Source organism: Pseudomonas alkylphenolica (assembly GCF_016009175.1).
Taxonomy (GTDB): Bacteria; Pseudomonadota; Gammaproteobacteria; order Pseudomonadales; family Pseudomonadaceae; genus Aquipseudomonas; species Aquipseudomonas alkylphenolica_B.
On the sequence record NZ_JADUCM010000001.1, the window covers coordinates 152,103 to 169,439 of the forward strand.

Sequence of the window (17,337 nt, forward strand, 5' to 3'; positions counted from 1 at the left end):
ATTTCCCGTGGACAACAAGGTAAAAACCTACCTGCAGGCCTTCGGTGTGTCCGAGGCCACCCAGCGTTTTCTGTCCAGGCCGCAGCGCATGTTCATCGGCGGCGCCTGGCTTGAGGCCAGCGACGGCGTCAGCGCCGAAGTCATCGAGCCATCGACCGAAGCGGTGCTGACGCGCATTCCGATGGGCACCAGCGATGACCTCGACCGTGCAGTACGTGCTGCGCGTGCGCAGTTCGATGGCGGCCCCTGGAGCCAGCTCAAACCGCTGGAACGTGAGCGCCTGATCCATCGCCTGGCCGACCTGATCGAAAGCAATGGCGACGAGCTGGCGCAGATCGAGTCCATCGACATGGGCAAGTCGGTCGCCCAGGCACGTGCTGTAGACATCCAGGGCACCGTCGACACCTTGCGCTATTTCGCCGGCTGGGCCAGCAAGATTCACGGGCGTACCGTCGAGCCTTCGCTGCCAGGCAACTACCTGGCGTATACCCGCAAAGAGCCGGTGGGCGTGGTCGGGGCGATCGTGCCCTGGAACTTCCCGCTGCAGACCATGGCCTGGAAGCTGGGGGCAGCCCTGGCGACCGGCTGCACCGTGGTGGTCAAGCCCGCCGAGCTGACCTCACTGTCGGCGCTGCGGTTTGCCGAGCTGGTGCAGGAAGCGGGCATACCCGACGGCGTGATCAACATTGTCACCGGTCGCGGAAGCGTGGTCGGCGAGGCGATGTCGCGCCACCCGGGCATCGACAAGCTGAGCTTCACCGGCTCCACCCCGGTGGGGTGCTCGGTGGGCAAGTCGGCGATGGACCAGATGAAGCGCCTGACCCTGGAGTTGGGCGGCAAGTCGCCGGTCATCGTCTTCGCCGATGCCGATATCGAGGCGGCGGCCGAAGCGGTGGCTAACGGTGTGTTCTTCAACTCCGGACAGGTCTGCGATGCCGGCACCCGCGCCTATGTCGAGCGCAGCATCTACCCGCAGTTCCTCGAGGCGCTGGCGCGCTACACCGCCACCCTGAAAATTGCACCGGGGCTTGATCCGGACTGCTTCATCAGCCCCATGGTGTCGCGTCAGCAACAGCAGCGGGTGCTGGACTACATCGCACTGGGCAAGCAGGAAGGCGCGCAGCTGTATTACGGCGGCGAGCCGGTCGAAGGCCCCGGGTTCTTCGTGCAGCCGACGATTTTTGCCGACTGCGACAACAGCATGCGCATCGTCCGCGAGGAGATCTTCGGTCCGGTGCTGGTCACCATGCCCTTCGACACCCAGGAGCAGGCGCTGGCCCTGGCCAACGATTCGGCGTTCGGCCTGGCCGCGGCGATCTACTCCAATGACCTCGGCCGGGTGCACGGGCTGATCCCGCAGCTGCGTGCCGGCACGGTCTACGTCAATGCCCACAGCACCCTCGACCCGTCGATGCCGTTCGGTGGTTACAAGCAGTCGGGCTACGGCAAGGACATGGGCGCCGAGCAACTGGAGTTCCTGCTGGAGACCAAGGCGGTCTGGATCACCTTGCCCTGAGGTAACAGGGCTGACCTGTGCCGCTGACGGTTGGCGAGCGGCGCAGGTTTATCGGATGCATCGAATTTCAAGAACAAGAACCTATCGAGGTGATGCCCATGAACAGCCAAGTGGATGAAGCGCGTGCGCAAGATCTGGAGCGGCGCATACGCGCCTACGAAGAACTGGAGAGGAGGGCGCACTGGCCGGGTGCATTGAGCGTGCGTGACGTGGTGGCGTTGTGTTTGCTGACCCTGGTAATGGTCGCGGGCGCGTACTTGCTGGGGGGCCAGCCATGAGCCCGTCCAGAGAACAGGAGTTTCGCCTGAGCGCGGAACGCGGTGATACCCCCTTGCTGCCCACCGAACGGGTGTGGGGTTTCTGGGGCTTTGCCTATGCCAACTCGGCGCTGGCGGTGGCCACCTGGGTGTTTCTGATCGGCGGTGCCACGGCGCTGTTTGTCGGGCCCTTGCAGGGCATCGCCGCGATCATTATCGGCAACATCATCGGCGTGGTGCTGGCCGCGTCGTCCACCTGCCTGCCGTGCGGCAAGTACGGTGTCGAGCAGTTTACGTTTTTGCGCAGCATGTTCGGCATCAATGGCAGCCGCCTGGTCTACATCCTCTCGGTGGTGATTCTGACCATGGGCTGGCTGGCGGTGTTGGGGCTGATGTGCGGGCGCGCGCTGGACAACCTGCAAACCCTCGTGCAGCAGCGACCCGCCGACAACAACGACTGGCTGGTGACCGCCGGGGCCTTGCTCGCCATCACCCTGGCGGCGCTGGTGGCCATGCGTGGGCCGGACATGATCCGCCGGTTGAGCGCGGTGATCGCACCCAGCCTGATCCTGATCATGCTGGCGCTGATGTACTTCATTTCCCGGCGCTACAGCCTGAGCGAACTGCTGGCCATGCCACCCCTGCAACCGCCGTTTGGCGACCAGCGCATCAACTTCATGATCGCCGTGGAAATCAACATTGCTGCAGGGTTCTCCTGGTGGCCCTACATCGGCAACCTGTCGCGCCTGTGCAGCAACCAGCGCACGGCTTTCTGGCCGAACCTGGTAGGCATTTTCGGCGCCGCTTCGCTGGGCGAAATCGTCAGCCTGTTCGCCGCCTCGACCCTGGGCAGCAGTGACCCGACCGCCTGGATGCGCCTGGCCGGTGGCCTCGGTTTTGGCGTGATAGCGCTGAGCTTTCTCGCCCTGGCCAACCTGACCGGCATGGTCAACATCCTCTACACCGCTGTCATCGGCTTGCGTCAGCTGGCCGGGGAGCGGCTGCGCAGGGTGCCCTGGGGCTTGCTGATCGGGTTGTTCTGCGTCATTCCGGTGGCCATCGTCCTGTGCTTTCCGGGGATCTACGACGGCTTCTTCATCTTCCTGGTGTGGACCTCCGCACTCAACAGCGCACTGGCCGGCATCGGTATCGCCGACTACTTCTTCCTGCGCCAGCAGCGCCTGAACCTGCGCCACCTCTATGCCGCGCAAGAGCGCTCGCCATTGCGCTTCTGCAAAGGCTTCAACCCCATCGCCTTGCTGGCGCTGGCAGCGGGCTTTGCAATCTACGTGGTGGTGTTCAACCCGCAGACCCTGGCCAACACCACCTTCTTCACCTTCGCCACCGCCTCGCTGCCGTCCTGCCTGCTGGCCGGGCTGGTCCACTACGGGCTGAGCCGCGTGCTGGCGACACGACTGGGCTGGGGCAGCTACCCACAAGGCAACGAACGCACTATCGAGGCTGCAGGCCTCGGCGCAAAGGACTAGAACCATGAACAAACGCTATGACTACATCATCATTGGTGCGGGCTCGGCCGGCTGCGTCCTGGCCAACCGCCTGACCGAGGACGCCGGTACTTCGGTACTGGTCCTGGAGTTTGGCGGCAGCGACCGCAGTGTGCTGATCCAGATGCCCAGCGCCTTCTCGCTGCCGATGAACACCAAGAAATACAACTGGCGCTACGAGACAGTTGCCGAGCCGCACCTGGACGGCCGGCGCCTGCACTGCCCGCGGGGCAAGGTGCTCGGTGGTTCGTCGTCGATCAATGGCCTGGTTTACATTCGCGGCCATGCCTGCGACTTCGACGAGTGGGAAAGCCTGGGCGCAAAAGACTGGGGTTACCGCAACTGCCTGCCGTACTTCAAGCGTGCCGAAACCTACAAGTTTGGCGGTGACGACTATCGCGGCGGCAGCGGGCCGCTGGCCACCAACAACGGCAACAACATGCAGAACCCGTTGTACGGCGCCTGGGTGGAAGCCGGCGCCGAGGCCGGCTACATCAAGACCGACGACTGCAACGGCTACATGCAGGAAGGCTTCGGCGCCATGCACATGACCGTCAAGGATGGCGTGCGCTGGTCCACCGCCAATGCCTACCTGCGCCCGGCCATGACCCGGCCGAACCTGACCGTCGTCACCCATGCCATGACCCGGCGCATCCTGCTCGACGGCAAGCGTGCAGTAGGCGTGGAGTACGACGAAGGCGGCACCACCCACACCGTGTATTGCAACCGCGAGGTGCTGGTGTCGTCCGGCCCGATCGGCTCGCCGCACCTGTTGCAGCGCTCGGGGATCGGCCCGGAGGCGGTGCTGAAAAAGGCCGGCATCGAGGTGCGCCACAATCTGCCTGGGGTGGGCGAAAACCTGCAGGACCATTCGGAAATCTACATCCAGTACGCCTGCAAGCAGCCGGTGACCCTCAACGGCAAGATGAACCTGCTGGGCAAGGCGCTGATCGGCTTGCGCTGGCTGCTGTTCAAGGAAGGCCTGGGCGCCAGCAACCACTTCGAGGCGGGTGGTTTCATCCGCTCGTCCAAGGGCCTGCGCTGGCCGGACATCCAGTTTCACTTTTTGCCGGCAGCCATGCGTTACGACGGCGACAAACCGTTCAAGGGGCACGGCTTCATGGTGCTTACCGGGCCGAACAAGCCCAAGAGCCGGGGCCATGTGCGGGCGCTGTCGGCCGACCCTTACCAGCACCCGGAAATCCGCTTCAACTACCTGGAAAGCGAAGAGGACCGCGAGGGCTTTCGCCGCTGTGTGCGCCTGACCCGGGAAATCATCGCGCAACCGGCCATGGACCGTTTCCGTGGCGAAGAGCTGGCGCCCGGGCCGCAGGTACAGACCGACGAGCAGATCGACGCTTTTGTCCGCGCCAACATGGAAAGCACCATGCATCCGTGTGGCTCTTGCCGGATGGGTGAAGACGACATGGCGGTGGTTGACTCGGCGCTGCGTGTGCGTGGTCTTCAGGGGCTGCGGGTGATCGACTCTTCTGTGTTCCCCAGCGAGCCCAACGGCAACCTCAACGCACCGACCATCATGCTTGCCGAGCGTGCGGCTGACCTGGTGCGCGGGCGTCAGCCGCTGGCACCGGCCACGGTCGACGTAGGCCTGGTGGACAACTGGGAAGCGCAGCAGCGCAGCCGTGAGCCGCTGCGCAAGGTAGGTGCCTGACGGGTAAATCAATCGCCGGTGCTGCCGGCTCCCACAGGGGTTCTTGGCATGCCCTGGCATTTGTGGGAGAACATGGCTTTTGTGGGAGCTGGCGAAGCCGGCGATCGAGCGCGTAGCGGTCGCACATGCATTCTGACCCGGACTGATAGCGTTCCATTGGAGCTAAAACGCTCAAATGGCGCCGACGGCAGGCCACACGACGCTTTCGCGCCGTCGCACACCTGAATAGTGCGCAGTGCCCGGAGTGACTTCATTACACCCGGGCAACTGCAGCACGCATTAAACCCGCGGTTTACGCGGTATTTTGCGTTTGGCATAGACCTTGCTCTTTCACCCGTACCAAAGTGGACTCGCTAGTTGTTTGTCCCGGTGAGGTAGTTGAACTTGTGATGTTATAAAAACAATTAAACTAGCAAGGTATATAACAATGAAAAAACCGACGCTCGATCTCCGCCCGCCTGAAGCAGAGGAACACGAACTCAAACGCAACCTGTCCAATCGCCATATCCAGTTGATTGCCATTGGCGGTGCGATCGGCACCGGCCTGTTCATGGGCTCTGGCAAGACCATCAGCCTGGCCGGGCCTTCCATCATATTTGTCTACATGATTATTGGTTTCATGCTGTTTTTTGTCATGCGCGCGATGGGCGAATTACTGCTGTCCAATCTCAACTATAAATCCTTCATCGACTTTTCCGCTGATCTGTTAGGCCCCTGGGCCGGGTATTTTACCGGCTGGACTTACTGGTTCTGCTGGATTGTCACCGGGATTGCCGACGTGATCGCCATCTCTGCGTATTTACAGTTCTGGTTCCCGGATATACCGCTGTGGATGCCGGCTATCAGTTGTGTCGGCCTGCTGCTGGGGCTCAACCTGGTGACAGTGAAAATGTTCGGCGAACTGGAGTTCTGGTTCGCCATGATCAAGATCGTGGCCATCTGTGCGCTGGTGTGCACCGGGCTGTACATGGTGGTTGCCGCCTATCAGTCGCCCACCGGCAACACCGCTTCGCTGGCCAACCTGTGGAACGACGACGGGATGTTCCCGCATGGCGCCATGGGCTTTTTTGCCGGCTTCCAGATTGCCGTGTTCGCCTTTGTCGGCATCGAACTGGTGGGTACCACGGCGGCAGAAACCAAGAACCCGGAGCGCAACCTGCCACGGGCAATCAATTCGATCCCCCTGCGCATCATCATCTTCTACGTGTTTGCGCTGATCGCCATCATGGCCGTGACGCCATGGCGCGACGTGGTCGCCAACAAGAGCCCGTTCGTTGAACTGTTCGTGCTCGCCGGCCTGCCTGCCGCCGCCGGGATCATCAACTTCGTCGTGCTCACCTCGGCTGCATCGTCGGCCAACAGCGGCGTGTTCTCCACCAGCCGCATGCTCTACGGCCTGGCCGTTGACGGTGATGCGCCGGGCAAGTTCGGGGTGCTGTCAAAACGCGCCGTGCCCTCCAATGGCCTGATCTTCTCCTGCATCTGCCTGCTGGCCGGCGCGCTGGTGATTTACCTGGTGCCGAACATGCTCGATGCCTTCACCCTGATCACCACGGTGTCGGCGATTCTGTTCATGTTTGTCTGGTCGATGATCCTGCTGTCGTACCTGTCGTACCGCAAACAGCGCGACAGCCTGCACCGCGCCTCGAAGTACAAGATGCCGGGCGGGATTTTCATGGTCTGGGTGTGCCTGACGTTCTTCGTGTTCATCCTGGCCCTCCTGGCCCTGCAGGAAGACACCCGCCAGGCGCTGTACCTGGTGCCTGCCTGGTTTGTCGTGCTGGGCATTTCCTATCGCCAGTTGCGGCAAAAACGGCAGGAGGGCATGCAACTGACCTTCGACGCGGATTGAACGCCGCAATCACTCATTAACCGGCGGGGGGATGGCACAGCGGTGCCGTCCCCCTGTTGTCGTTTGACAGGCAGGAGCTCACGATGCGCATTCACGTCACTTTTATCGACCGCGTCGGTATCACCCAGGAGATCCTGGCGTTGCTGGGCGCGCGCAACCTAAACCTCGACGCGGTGGAGATGAGCCCGCCGAACGTCTATATCGATGCCCCGGCGCTGTCGCAGGCGGTGCTGGAGGAACTTCACGACGCGCTGCTGCGGGTGGTCGGGGTGCAGGCCGTGGAGCTGGTCGATTTTCTCCCCGGCCAGCGCCGGCGCCTGCAACTGGACGCATTGCTGGCGGCGATGAGTGACCCGGTGCTGGCCGTCGACCCTTGCGGTCATGTGTTGCTGGCCAACCCGACCCTGGTCAGCCTGGTCGGCCGCGAGCCAGCCGGCGAGCCGTTGTCCGGCCTGTTCACTGAGCCGGACCGGGCGCAAACCCTCATCGACAAAGGCTTTCGCCTGCCGATGTGCGAGGTGAGCCTGCAGGGCCAGGCGTTGTTGCTGGAGGCCACGCCGATCAGTGGCGGCACCGATGCGCTGGTGGGCGGTTTGCTTACCCTTTACCCGCCCAGCCGCATCGGCGAACGTCTGGCCTCGCTGCTGCATGACCATGCCGAAGGGCTGCAAACGCTGTTGGGCGAGTCGGCGCCGCTCAAGGAACTCAAGGTACGGCTGCACAAGGTTGCCAGCCTCGATGCACCGATCCTGATCCAGGGCGAAACCGGTACCGGCAAAGAGCTGGTGGCCAGGGCCTGTCATGCCCTGAGCGCGCGACGCGACGCGTCGTTCCTGGCGCTGAACTGCGCGGCGCTGCCAGAGAGCCTGGCCGAAAGCGAGCTGTTTGGTTACGCCGCGGGCGCGTTTACCGGCGCCCAGCGGGGTGGCAAGCCGGGCCTGCTGGAGCTGGCCGACGGCGGCACGGTGTTTCTCGATGAAGTGGGCGAGATGTCGCCTTACCTGCAGGCCAAGCTGTTGCGCTTTCTCAGCGACGGCAGCTTTCGCCGTGTCGGTGGCGGCGGGGAGGTGCGGGTGAATGTCCGGGTGGTGTGTGCTACCCACCGCAACCTGGAAAGCATGGTGCTGGAAGGCAGTTTCCGTGAAGACCTGTATTACCGCCTCAACGTGCTCAACTTGCTGGTGCCGCCCCTGCGCGAGCGCGGCAACGACATCCTGTTGCTCGCCGAGCACTTCCTGCGCCAGGCCGGCACGCAGATCCAGCGCTCGCCGTGCCGGCTGGCGCTGGCGACCCATCCGCTGCTGCTGGGCAATCGCTGGGCCGGCAACGTGCGCCAGTTGCAGAACGTGATCTTCCGCGCTGCAGCCATCAGCGAAGGCGAGGTGATCGACTGCGGCGACCTGGAACTGGCCGGCACGGCGCTGAGCAGCCAGCAGACCGAAGTGCCGGAGATCATCAGCCTGGAAGCTGCCGTGCAGGGCTTCGAAAAATCCCTGCTGGAAAAGCTCTATGCCGCCTATCCCTCCACCCGGCAACTGGCGGTGCGCCTGCAAACGTCGCACACCGCGATTGGCCAGCGCCTGCGCAAATACGGCATTGCCAGCCGGCCGTCCTGAGCGGGCCGGAGTGAATGCGCTCCACTGGAGTGATTGTGCTCCAGTGGCCCCAAGGCCAGCGTTACAGTGGGCCTTCCCGGCAAAACGTGATTCCCGGCCTGTTGCGTGGAGCGATTTCGCTCCGCAGCAGAGGCCTGCAATACACCTTAAAATTCAACTAACTTACTGATTTATATAGAAAATAAATACTTGGCATTGCCCTTGCTCTAGTACTTGGCAGTCCTCCCGCAGGACCCACCTAATAACAAGAGGAAGTGCCATGAGCATGTTGCGTTTCACACCTGAACACGAATGGTTGCGCCTGGAAGACAGCGGTGAACTGACCGTCGGTATCACCAGCTTTGCGCAGCAGGCACTGGGTGATGTGGTGTTCGTGCAATTGCCGGATCTGGGCCAATACGGTGAAGGTCACGAGGTTGCAGTGCTGGAGTCGGTGAAAGCCGCCAGCAACATCAGCATGCCGCTGGCCGGCGAAGTGGTTGCCGTCAACCAGGCGCTGTCCGATGACCCTGAACTGGTCAACGCCTCGCCCATGCAAGACGGCTGGTTCTTCCGTATCCAGGTCAACAACGTCGCCGACCTCGACGCCCTGATGGACCAGGCCGGTTACGACCGCTTCCTGGCCGACAACGCCTGAGCCAGGGTGCCGACATGAACAGAGCACCTATCTCGCTGGGCACTGAAAACGAGTTCATCGCCCGTCACATCGGCCCGCGCGACGACGATATCGCCGCCATGCTGGCTCTGACCGGGCATGCCTCGCTCGATACCCTGATCGACAGCGTCATCCCGCAAAGCATCAAGGGCACCAGTGTGCTCGAACTGACCAAGGGGCAGGGCGAGGCAGAGGCCCTGGCGGCGATCAAGGCCATCGCGGCAAAGAACCAGCTGTACCGCAACCACATCGGCCAGGGCTACTACCCGTGCCACACGCCGGCGCCGATCCTGCGCAACCTGCTGGAAAACCCGGCCTGGTACACCGCCTACACGCCGTACCAGCCGGAGATTTCCCAGGGCCGTCTGGAAGCGCTGTTGAATTTCCAGACCCTGGTCAGCGACCTCACCGGCATGGAAATCGCCAACGCCTCGCTGCTGGACGAAGCCACTGCGGCGGCCGAGGCCATGACCTTCTGCAAACGCCTGGCGAAGAACAAGGCGCCGGCGTTTTTCGCCTCCCGTCAGTGCCACCCGCAAACCCTCGATGTGCTGCGCACGCGTGCCGAACCGCTGGGTATCGAGGTGGTCGTCGGTGACGAGTCGCAACTGCAGACGCAAGACCTCGATGGCTACTTCGGCGTGTTGCTGCAGTACCCGGCCAGCACCGGTGATATTGCCGACCACCGCGAACTCGTCGCGCAGGTCCACCAGGCCGGCGGGCTGGTTGCCGTGGCCAGCGACCTGTTGGCATTGACCCTGCTGACACCGCCCGGCGAGTTTGGCGCCGACGTGGTGCTCGGCAGTGCGCAACGCTTTGGCGTGCCACTGGGTTTTGGCGGCCCGCATGCGGCGTTTTTTGCCACCCGTGATGCCTTCAAGCGTGACATGCCCGGACGCCTGGTCGGCGTGTCCATCGACCGTTTCGGCAAGCCGGCCCTGCGTCTGGCCATGCAGACCCGCGAGCAGCATATCCGCCGCGAAAAGGCCACCAGCAACATCTGCACCGCGCAGGTGCTGTTGGCCAACATCGCCAGCATGTATGCCGTTTACCACGGCCCGCAGGGCCTGGCGGACATTGCCCGGCGCGTGCATCGCCTGACCGCGATTCTGGTGCAGGGCCTGCAGCAACTCGGGCACCGCGTTGAACAAGCGAGCTTTTTCGATACCGTCAGTGTGCACACCGCACGGCCGGTCGCCGAGGTGCTGGCCGCCGCTGACGCAGCACGCCTGAACCTGCGCATGATCGACGCTAGCCGTGTCGGCCTGTCGCTGGATGAAACCTGCGAGCAGGCAAGCGTTGAAGCGCTCTGGCAGGTGTTTGCGGCCCCGGGTCAGCAAACCCCGGATTTCGCCACCCTGGCCGCTGCCAGCGGCGACTGCCTGCCGGCACCGCTGTTGCGCCAGACGCCGTTCCTGCAGCACGAAGTGTTCAACCGCTACCACTGCGAAACCGAGCTGATGCGTTACCTGCGTCGCCTGGCCGACAAGGACCTGGCCCTGGATCGCACCATGATCGCCCTGGGCTCGTGCACCATGAAGCTCAACGCCGCCAGCGAAATGATCCCGATCACCTGGCCGGAATTCGGTGCCTTGCACCCGTTTGCACCCGCCGAACAGTCGCAGGGCTACCGCCAGCTGACCGACGAACTGGAGGCCATGCTTTGCGCCGCCACCGGCTACGACGCCATGTCGCTGCAGCCCAACGCTGGCTCGCAGGGCGAATACGCCGGCCTGCTGGCTATTCGCGCCTACCACGCCAGCCGTGGCGAAGCCGCGCGTGACGTATGCCTGATTCCGTCTTCGGCCCACGGCACCAACCCGGCCACCGCACAGATGGCCGGCATGCGCGTGGTGGTGGTCAACTGTGACGCCCGTGGCAACGTCGATGTCGACGACCTGCAGCGCAAGGCCGTAGAGCACCAGGCGCGGCTGGCGGCGTTGATGATCACCTATCCCTCGACCCATGGCGTGTTCGAAGACGGCATCACCCGCATCTGCGACATCATTCACCAGCATGGCGGCCAGGTTTACCTGGACGGCGCCAACATGAACGCGATGGTCGGCCTGTGCGCACCGGGCAAGTTCGGCGGCGACGTGTCGCACCTGAACCTGCACAAGACCTTCTGCATTCCCCACGGCGGTGGCGGCCCGGGTGTCGGCCCGATTGGCGTCAAGGCGCACCTGGCGCCGTTCCTGCCGGGTCACGGGCACATGGACAACAAACAGGGCGCGGTGTGTGCAGCACCGTTCGGCAGCGCCAGCATCCTGCCGATCACCTGGATGTACATGCGCATGATGGGCGGCGAAGGGCTCAAGCGTGCCTCGCAGCTGGCGATCCTCAGCGCCAACTACATTGCCCGGCGCCTGGAGGAGCACTACCCGGTGCTGTACACCGGCGAGAACGGCCTGGTCGCCCACGAGTGCATTCTCGACCTGCGCCCGCTCAAGGACAGCAGCGGCATCAGTGTCGAAGACGTCGCCAAGCGCCTGATCGACTTTGGCTTCCACGCACCGACCATGTCGTTCCCGGTGGCCGGCACCTTGATGGTGGAGCCGACCGAGAGTGAGTCCAAGGCTGAACTCGACCGCTTCTGCGAGGCGATGATCTGCATTCGCGAAGAGATCCGCGCCGTGGAAAACGGCACGCTGGACACGCTCGACAACCCGCTCAAGAACGCCCCGCATACCGCCCACGAACTGGCCGGTGAGTGGCCTCATCGTTATGGCCGGGAGCTGGCGGTGTACCCGCTGGAGACCTTACGCGAGAGCAAGTACTGGCCGCCGGTGGGGCGCGTGGACAACGTCTACGGCGACCGCAACCTGGCCTGCGCCTGCCCGCCGATGTCGATCTATCAAGACGCTTGATTGCCGTGGCCCGGACCCGGTCCGGGCCTTGCTTGCCAACCGAACAAGAAGGAAACCCACCATGTTCCATAAAAGCCTGACCCTGTCCGACTTCGACCCTGCACTGGCCGCAGCCATTCGCCTGGAAGCGCAACGCCAGGAAGACCACATCGAGCTGATCGCCTCGGAAAACTACACCAGCCCGCAGGTGATGCAGGCCCAGGGCACCGAACTGACCAACAAGTACGCCGAAGGCTATCCGGGCAAGCGCTACTACGGTGGCTGCGAGCACGTCGATGTCGTCGAGCAGCTGGCCATCGAGCGCGCCAAGCAGCTGTTCGGCGCCGGCTACGCCAACGTCCAGCCGCACTCCGGCTCCCAGGCCAACGCGGCAGTGTACCTGGCCCTGCTACAGGCCGGCGACACGCTGCTGGGCATGAGTCTGGCCCACGGCGGCCACCTCACTCATGGCGCCAAGGTCAGCTCGTCCGGCAAACTCTACAACGCGGTGCAATACGGCATCGACGGCAATGGCCTGATCGACTATGACGAAGTCGAGCGCCTGGCCGTCGAGCACAAGCCGAAGATGATCGTCGCCGGCTTCTCCGCCTACTCCAAGACCCTCGACTTCCCGCGCTTTCGTGAGATCGCCGACAAGGTCGGTGCCTACCTGTTCGTCGACATGGCGCATGTCGCCGGTCTGGTTGCGGCGGGCCTGTATCCCAATCCGCTGCCGTACGCCGATGTCGTCACCACCACCACCCACAAGACCCTGCGCGGCCCGCGCGGTGGCCTGATCCTGGCCAAGGCCGACCCTGAGCTTGAGAAGAAACTCAACTCGGCGGTGTTCCCGGGCGGGCAGGGCGGGCCGTTGATGCATGTGATTGCGGCCAAGGCGGTGTGCTTCAAGGAAGCCCTGGAGCCTGGCTTCAAGGACTACCAGCGCCAGGTCATCGAGAACGCCCAGGCGATGGCCGAAATTTTCATGCAGCGCGGTTATGACGTGATCTCCGGTGGCACCGACAACCACCTGTTCCTGGTCAGCCTGATCCGCCAGGGCATCACCGGCAAGGACGCCGATGCCGCGCTGGGCCGTGCGCACATCACCGTCAACAAGAACGCCGTGCCCAATGACCCGCAATCGCCCTTTGTCACCTCGGGCCTGCGCATCGGTACCCCGGCCGTCACCACCCGTGGCTTCCAGGTACCGGAGTGCCGGGCACTGGCGACCTGGATCTGCGACATCCTCGATCATCTGGGCGACGCCGATGTCGAGGCGCAGGTGGCCCGGCAGGTGGCGGCACTGTGCAAGCTGTTCCCGGTTTATCCGGCCTGATCCCTGGGCGCGAGTGCGGAGGCGTGTATGTCGCTGAGTGTTTTTGATCTGTTCAAGGTAGGTATCGGCCCGTCCAGTTCGCACACGGTCGGGCCGATGCGGGCGGCGGCGCGTTTTGCCGAGGGGCTCAGGGACCAGGGCTTGTTGCCTCAGGTGGAAAGTGTGCGGGCCGCGCTGTACGGCTCGCTGGGCGCCACCGGCAAGGGCCACGGTAGCGACAAGGCGGTGTTGCTGGGGCTTGAGGGGGAGCACCCGGACACCGTCGAAACCTCGATGGTGGCCGACCGCCTGGGGATGATTCGCCAGCACGGAAGGCTGTCGCTGCTGGGCGAAAAAAGCATCCGCTTCGTCGAGAAAGAGCACCTGGCGATGATCCGCAAGCCGTTGCCGTATCACCCCAACGGCATGATTTTGCGCGCCTTCGATGCGGCCGGCCTGCAGCTGTGCAGCCGTGAGTATTACTCGGTGGGGGGCGGTTTTGTGGTGGACGAGGCGGCGGTCGGTGTCGACCGTATCGTCGAAGACCGCACGCCGCTGCGCTTTCCGTTTCTCAGTGGCCGCGAGCTGCTGGCGCAATGCACCCAGCACGGTCTTTCGATCAGCCAGTTGATGGCCGAGAACGAGACCGCCTGGCGCAGCCCGGAGCAGACCCGCGAGGGCCTGCTGCACATCTGGCAGGTGATGCAGGACTGCGTCAAGGCGGGCTGCCGCACCGAAGGGATCATGCCCGGCGGGCTCAAGGTCAGGCGCCGAGCGGCGGCCTTGCACCGCCAGTTGAGCGCCAGCCCCGAGGCCAGCCTCAGGGACAGCCTCTCGGTGCTCGACTGGGTCAACCTCTACGCCCTGGCAGTGAACGAGGAAAACGCCAGTGGCGGGCGCGTAGTCACCGCGCCCACCAACGGCGCGGCCGGGATCATCCCGGCGGTACTGCACTACTACACCCGCTTTGTGCCGGGAGCCAACGAAGACGGCGTGGTGCGTTTTCTGTTGACGGCTGCGGCCATCGGCATTCTGTACAAGGAAAACGCCTCGATTTCCGGTGCCGAAGTCGGTTGCCAGGGCGAGGTCGGGGTGGCCTGCTCGATGGCCGCCGGGGCCTTGTGCGAAGTACTCGGCGGCAGCGTGCAGCAAGTGGAAAACGCCGCCGAAATCGGCATGGAGCACAACCTCGGGCTGACCTGCGACCCGATTGGCGGGCTGGTTCAGGTGCCCTGCATCGAGCGCAACGCCATGGGCTCGGTCAAGGCCATCAATGCCGCGCGCATGGCCTTGCGCGGGGATGGCCAGCACTTCGTGTCGCTCGACAAGGTGATCCGGACCATGCGCCAGACCGGCGCCGACATGAAAAGCAAATACAAAGAGACTGCCCGCGGCGGGCTGGCAGTCAACATCATCGAATGCTAGGAGTCACCATGTCCACTGAACAACTACAACAAACGCCGTTGCAGGGTCTGCACCTGGAACTGGGCGCGCGCATGGTGCCGTTCGCCGGCTACGCCATGCCGGTGCAGTACCCGCTGGGTGTGCTCAAGGAACACCTGCACACCCGTGAACAGGCCGGGCTGTTCGACGTCTCGCACATGGGCCAGATCCGCTTGCGCGGCGCGCAGGCGGCCAAGGCGCTGGAGGCACTGGTGCCGGTCGATATCATCGACCTGCCGGTGGGCATGCAGCGCTATGCGCTGTTCACCAACGCCGAAGGCGGCATCCTCGACGACCTGATGGTCGCCAACCTCGGCAACGATGAACTGTTTCTGGTGGTCAATGCCGGCTGCAAAGACCAGGACCTGACCCACCTGCGCCAGCACCTGGAAGGGCAGTGCGAGGTCGAGTCGCTGTTCGACAGCCGCGCCTTGCTTGCCCTGCAGGGGCCGGCGGCGGCCAAGGTGCTGGCGCGCCTGGCACCCGAGGTCAGCAGCATGACCTTCATGCAGTTCGCCCCGGTGCGCTTGCTGGGCGTCGACTGCTACGTCAGCCGCTCGGGCTACACCGGTGAAGATGGCTACGAGATTTCCGTGCCGGCAGAAGCGGCGCAAATGCTCGCCCGCTCGTTACTGGCCGAGCCCGAGGTCGAAGCCATCGGCCTGGGTGCCCGTGACTCGCTGCGCCTGGAAGCCGGCTTGTGCCTGTACGGCCATGACATCGACGCGACCTGCACACCCATCGAGGCCAGCCTGACCTGGGCGATTTCCAAGGCCCGGCGTGCGGACGGCGTACGTGCCGGCGGCTTCCCCGGGGCTGAGCGTATCTTTGCCCAGCAGCGCGAGGGGGTGACCAGCAAGCGCGTTGGCCTGTTGCCCAGTGAGCGGGTACCGGTGCGCGAAGGCGCGCTGATCGTCGATGCCCGTGAGCAGGTGATCGGCCGTGTCACCAGCGGCGGCTTCGGCCCGAGCCTGGGCGGCCCGCTGGCGATGGGGACTGTGCACAGCGAACACGCGGCGCTGGAGACTGACGGCTTCGCCCAGGTACGCGGCAAGTTGGTGCCGATGCGCGTGGTGCGCACGCCGTTCGTGGCCCAGCGTTACTACCGTGGTTGAGCAGGGGATGAGCATGAACCCAACCCAGTCTGTCGCCACGCGCCCGCAACCGCTTCAGGCCGGGGTGAAGCTGCGCGGCGCCGAGAAAGTGGCGCGCATTCCGGTGAAGATCCTGCCCACCGAAGAGGTGCCACGCAAACCTGAGTGGATTCGCGTGGAGATTCCCACCTCGCCCGAGGTGGCACGGGTCAAGGCGCTGCTGCGCAAGCACAAGCTGCACAGCGTTTGCGAAGAAGCCTCCTGCCCGAACCTGGGCGAGTGCTTTTCCGGCGGCACGGCAACCTTCATGATCATGGGCGACATCTGCACCCGCCGGTGTCCGTTCTGTGATGTCGGCCATGGCCGGCCCAAGCCACTGGACGCCGACGAGCCGAAGAACCTGGCAATTGCCATCGCCGACCTGCGTCTGAAGTACGTGGTCATCACCTCGGTGGACCGGGATGATTTGCGCGACGGTGGCGCCCAGCACTTCGTCGACTGCCTGCGGGAAATCCGTGCGCTGTCGCCGGGTATCCAGCTGGAAACCCTGGTGCCTGATTACCGCGGGCGCATGGACGTGGCCCTGGCGATCACCGAGCAGGAGCCGCCGGATGTGTTCAACCACAACCTGGAGACCGTGCCACGCCTGTACAAGGCCGCCCGGCCGGGTTCGGACTTCGAGTGGTCGCTGGATCTGCTCGAGCGCTTCAAGCAACGTGTGCCGGGGGTGCCGACCAAGTCCGGGCTGATGCTCGGGCTGGGTGAGACCGATGACGAAGTGATCGAGGTGATGCAGCGCATGCGCGAACACCAGGTCGACATGCTCACCCTCGGGCAGTACCTGCAGCCGTCGCGCAGCCATCTGCCGGTACAGCGCTTTGTGCACCCGGACACCTTCGCCTGGTTTGCCGAACAGGCGTTGGCGATGGGCTTCAGGAATGTCGCGTCCGGGCCGCTGGTGCGTTCTTCCTACCATGCCGACCAGCAAGTGAATGCGCTTTGACTGACCTGGATGAACGGGGCGGCGTCACCGTGGCCTGGTGAAATTCATGCCGGCCACGGTGCCAATTGCTTGCTGGGCACTCCTTTAACCGGCGTTGATGTCGCCGCAGAAAATCGCACGGCTGCCGTCTGCCGGGCTGGTGCGAACGAGCAGGGCATAGTCACCCTTGGTCAGTTCGCTCAAGGCCACAGGGGCTTGCGCCCACAGCTTGGTGCGTGGGGCCATCGAGGGGTAGTCGACGCTGTTGGCTTGTTGCGTGGTGTAGGCCGGTTGTGCGGCCAGGTGCTGACACGAACCGGCATAGATGGCCGTATCGAGGCGACTTGGCAGGGCCAGGTCGTGCGGCACGCCACCGACGTTGAGCATGATGCTGGTTTGCGTGCCCGCCGGGCTGAGGGTAGCCCGAGCGATATGCTGAGCGTTTTCTGGGGTAGCCTGGAGGGGGACATCGACAACCTCGGTGCTTGCGCAACCTGAAATTGCCCCGACAGCGACTACCAACGCCAGCCAAGATGCTCTGTTCATCACAGATCTCCTGAGTTGAGGTGCGTTGATTTCATCCC

Annotated in this window: 13 protein-coding genes; 12 read left to right on the plus strand and 1 reads right to left on the minus strand. The window is 64.0% G+C overall.

The annotated features are described in order from the left end of the window. The first annotated feature begins 7 nt into the window (after positions 1-7). From I5S59_RS00790 to lipA, 12 genes are all read left to right on the plus strand, one after another. Positions 8-1,516: an aldehyde dehydrogenase family protein gene (locus I5S59_RS00790; protein WP_197874947.1), complete on the plus strand. Its 1,509-nt coding sequence runs from the start codon at positions 8-10 to the stop codon at positions 1,514-1,516. Between the two features lie 98 nt (positions 1,517-1,614). Continuing rightward, positions 1,615-1,794 carry a hypothetical protein gene (locus I5S59_RS00795; RefSeq protein ID WP_128323631.1) on the plus strand — a complete coding sequence of 60 codons (180 nt, stop codon included), beginning with the start codon at positions 1,615-1,617 and terminating at the stop codon, positions 1,792-1,794. Further along, positions 1,791-3,260 (plus strand): cytosine permease, encoded by a 1,470-nt coding sequence (locus I5S59_RS00800; protein ID WP_197874948.1) that lies wholly within the window; start codon positions 1,791-1,793, stop codon positions 3,258-3,260. Before I5S59_RS00795 ends, I5S59_RS00800 begins: the two co-directional genes overlap by 4 nt. A gap of 4 nt (positions 3,261-3,264) precedes the next feature. Further along, entirely contained in the window at positions 3,265-4,950 is a 1,686-nt protein-coding gene (gene betA / locus I5S59_RS00805) for a choline dehydrogenase (RefSeq protein WP_197874949.1), read from the plus strand. Positions 4,951-5,377: 427 nt separating this feature from the next. After that, positions 5,378-6,802 carry a D-serine/D-alanine/glycine transporter gene (gene cycA / locus I5S59_RS00810; protein WP_197874950.1) on the plus strand — a complete coding sequence of 475 codons (1,425 nt, stop codon included), beginning with the start codon at positions 5,378-5,380 and terminating at the stop codon, positions 6,800-6,802. A gap of 83 nt (positions 6,803-6,885) precedes the next feature. After that, positions 6,886-8,418 (plus strand): sigma-54-dependent transcriptional regulator, encoded by a 1,533-nt coding sequence (locus I5S59_RS00815; protein WP_197874951.1) that lies wholly within the window; start codon positions 6,886-6,888, stop codon positions 8,416-8,418. A 259-nt stretch (positions 8,419-8,677) separates the two neighbouring features. Then, entirely contained in the window at positions 8,678-9,055 is a 378-nt protein-coding gene (gene gcvH / locus I5S59_RS00820; RefSeq protein WP_128323626.1) for a glycine cleavage system protein GcvH, read from the plus strand. 14 nt (positions 9,056-9,069) lie between these two features. After that, positions 9,070-11,940, plus strand: a complete 2,871-nt coding sequence (gene gcvP, locus I5S59_RS00825) for an aminomethyl-transferring glycine dehydrogenase (protein WP_197874952.1) — start codon at positions 9,070-9,072, stop codon at positions 11,938-11,940. Positions 11,941-12,001: 61 nt separating this feature from the next. After that, positions 12,002-13,255, plus strand: coding sequence for a serine hydroxymethyltransferase (glyA, locus tag I5S59_RS00830; RefSeq protein WP_197874953.1), 1,254 nt, complete (start codon positions 12,002-12,004; stop codon positions 13,253-13,255). Positions 13,256-13,282: 27 nt separating this feature from the next. Beyond that, complete coding sequence (locus I5S59_RS00835) at positions 13,283-14,659, plus strand: L-serine ammonia-lyase (protein WP_197874954.1); 1,377 nt, start codon at positions 13,283-13,285, stop codon at positions 14,657-14,659. Between the two features lie 8 nt (positions 14,660-14,667). After that, a complete protein-coding gene (gene gcvT / locus I5S59_RS00840; RefSeq protein ID WP_197874955.1) occupies positions 14,668-15,792 on the plus strand; it encodes a glycine cleavage system aminomethyltransferase GcvT in 1,125 nt (374 codons plus the stop codon). 7 nt (positions 15,793-15,799) lie between these two features. Beyond that, positions 15,800-16,774, plus strand: coding sequence for a lipoyl synthase (gene lipA / locus I5S59_RS00845; protein WP_197874956.1), 975 nt, complete (start codon positions 15,800-15,802; stop codon positions 16,772-16,774). An 84-nt stretch (positions 16,775-16,858) separates the two neighbouring features. Here the strand turns inward: lipA and I5S59_RS00850 are convergent, their stop codons facing one another. Next, positions 16,859-17,299 carry a hypothetical protein gene (locus I5S59_RS00850; protein WP_197874957.1) on the minus strand — a complete coding sequence of 147 codons (441 nt, stop codon included), beginning with the start codon at positions 17,297-17,299 and terminating at the stop codon, positions 16,859-16,861. Between the last annotated feature and the right edge of the window lie 38 nt (positions 17,300-17,337).

What these genes read in the sequence shown, in the direction of transcription:
- betA (WP_197874949.1), top strand. Translation starts at nt 3,265, where the DNA reads ATGAACAAACGCTATGACTACATCATCATTGGTGCGGGCTCGGCCGGC.
- lipA (WP_197874956.1), top strand. Translation starts at nt 15,800, where the DNA reads ATGAGCATGAACCCAACCCAGTCTGTCGCCACGCGCCCGCAACCGCTT.
- gcvP (WP_197874952.1), top strand. Translation starts at nt 9,070, where the DNA reads ATGAACAGAGCACCTATCTCGCTGGGCACTGAAAACGAGTTCATCGCC.
- gcvH (WP_128323626.1), top strand. Translation starts at nt 8,678, where the DNA reads ATGAGCATGTTGCGTTTCACACCTGAACACGAATGGTTGCGCCTGGAA.
- I5S59_RS00835 (WP_197874954.1), top strand. Translation starts at nt 13,283, where the DNA reads ATGTCGCTGAGTGTTTTTGATCTGTTCAAGGTAGGTATCGGCCCGTCC.
- I5S59_RS00815 (WP_197874951.1), top strand. Translation starts at nt 6,886, where the DNA reads ATGCGCATTCACGTCACTTTTATCGACCGCGTCGGTATCACCCAGGAG.
- cycA (WP_197874950.1), top strand. Translation starts at nt 5,378, where the DNA reads ATGAAAAAACCGACGCTCGATCTCCGCCCGCCTGAAGCAGAGGAACAC.
- I5S59_RS00800 (WP_197874948.1), top strand. Translation starts at nt 1,791, where the DNA reads ATGAGCCCGTCCAGAGAACAGGAGTTTCGCCTGAGCGCGGAACGCGGT.
- gcvT (WP_197874955.1), top strand. Translation starts at nt 14,668, where the DNA reads ATGTCCACTGAACAACTACAACAAACGCCGTTGCAGGGTCTGCACCTG.
- glyA (WP_197874953.1), top strand. Translation starts at nt 12,002, where the DNA reads ATGTTCCATAAAAGCCTGACCCTGTCCGACTTCGACCCTGCACTGGCC.
- I5S59_RS00850 (WP_197874957.1), bottom strand. Translation starts at nt 17,299, where the DNA reads ATGAACAGAGCATCTTGGCTGGCGTTGGTAGTCGCTGTCGGGGCAATT.
- I5S59_RS00795 (WP_128323631.1), top strand. Translation starts at nt 1,615, where the DNA reads ATGAACAGCCAAGTGGATGAAGCGCGTGCGCAAGATCTGGAGCGGCGC.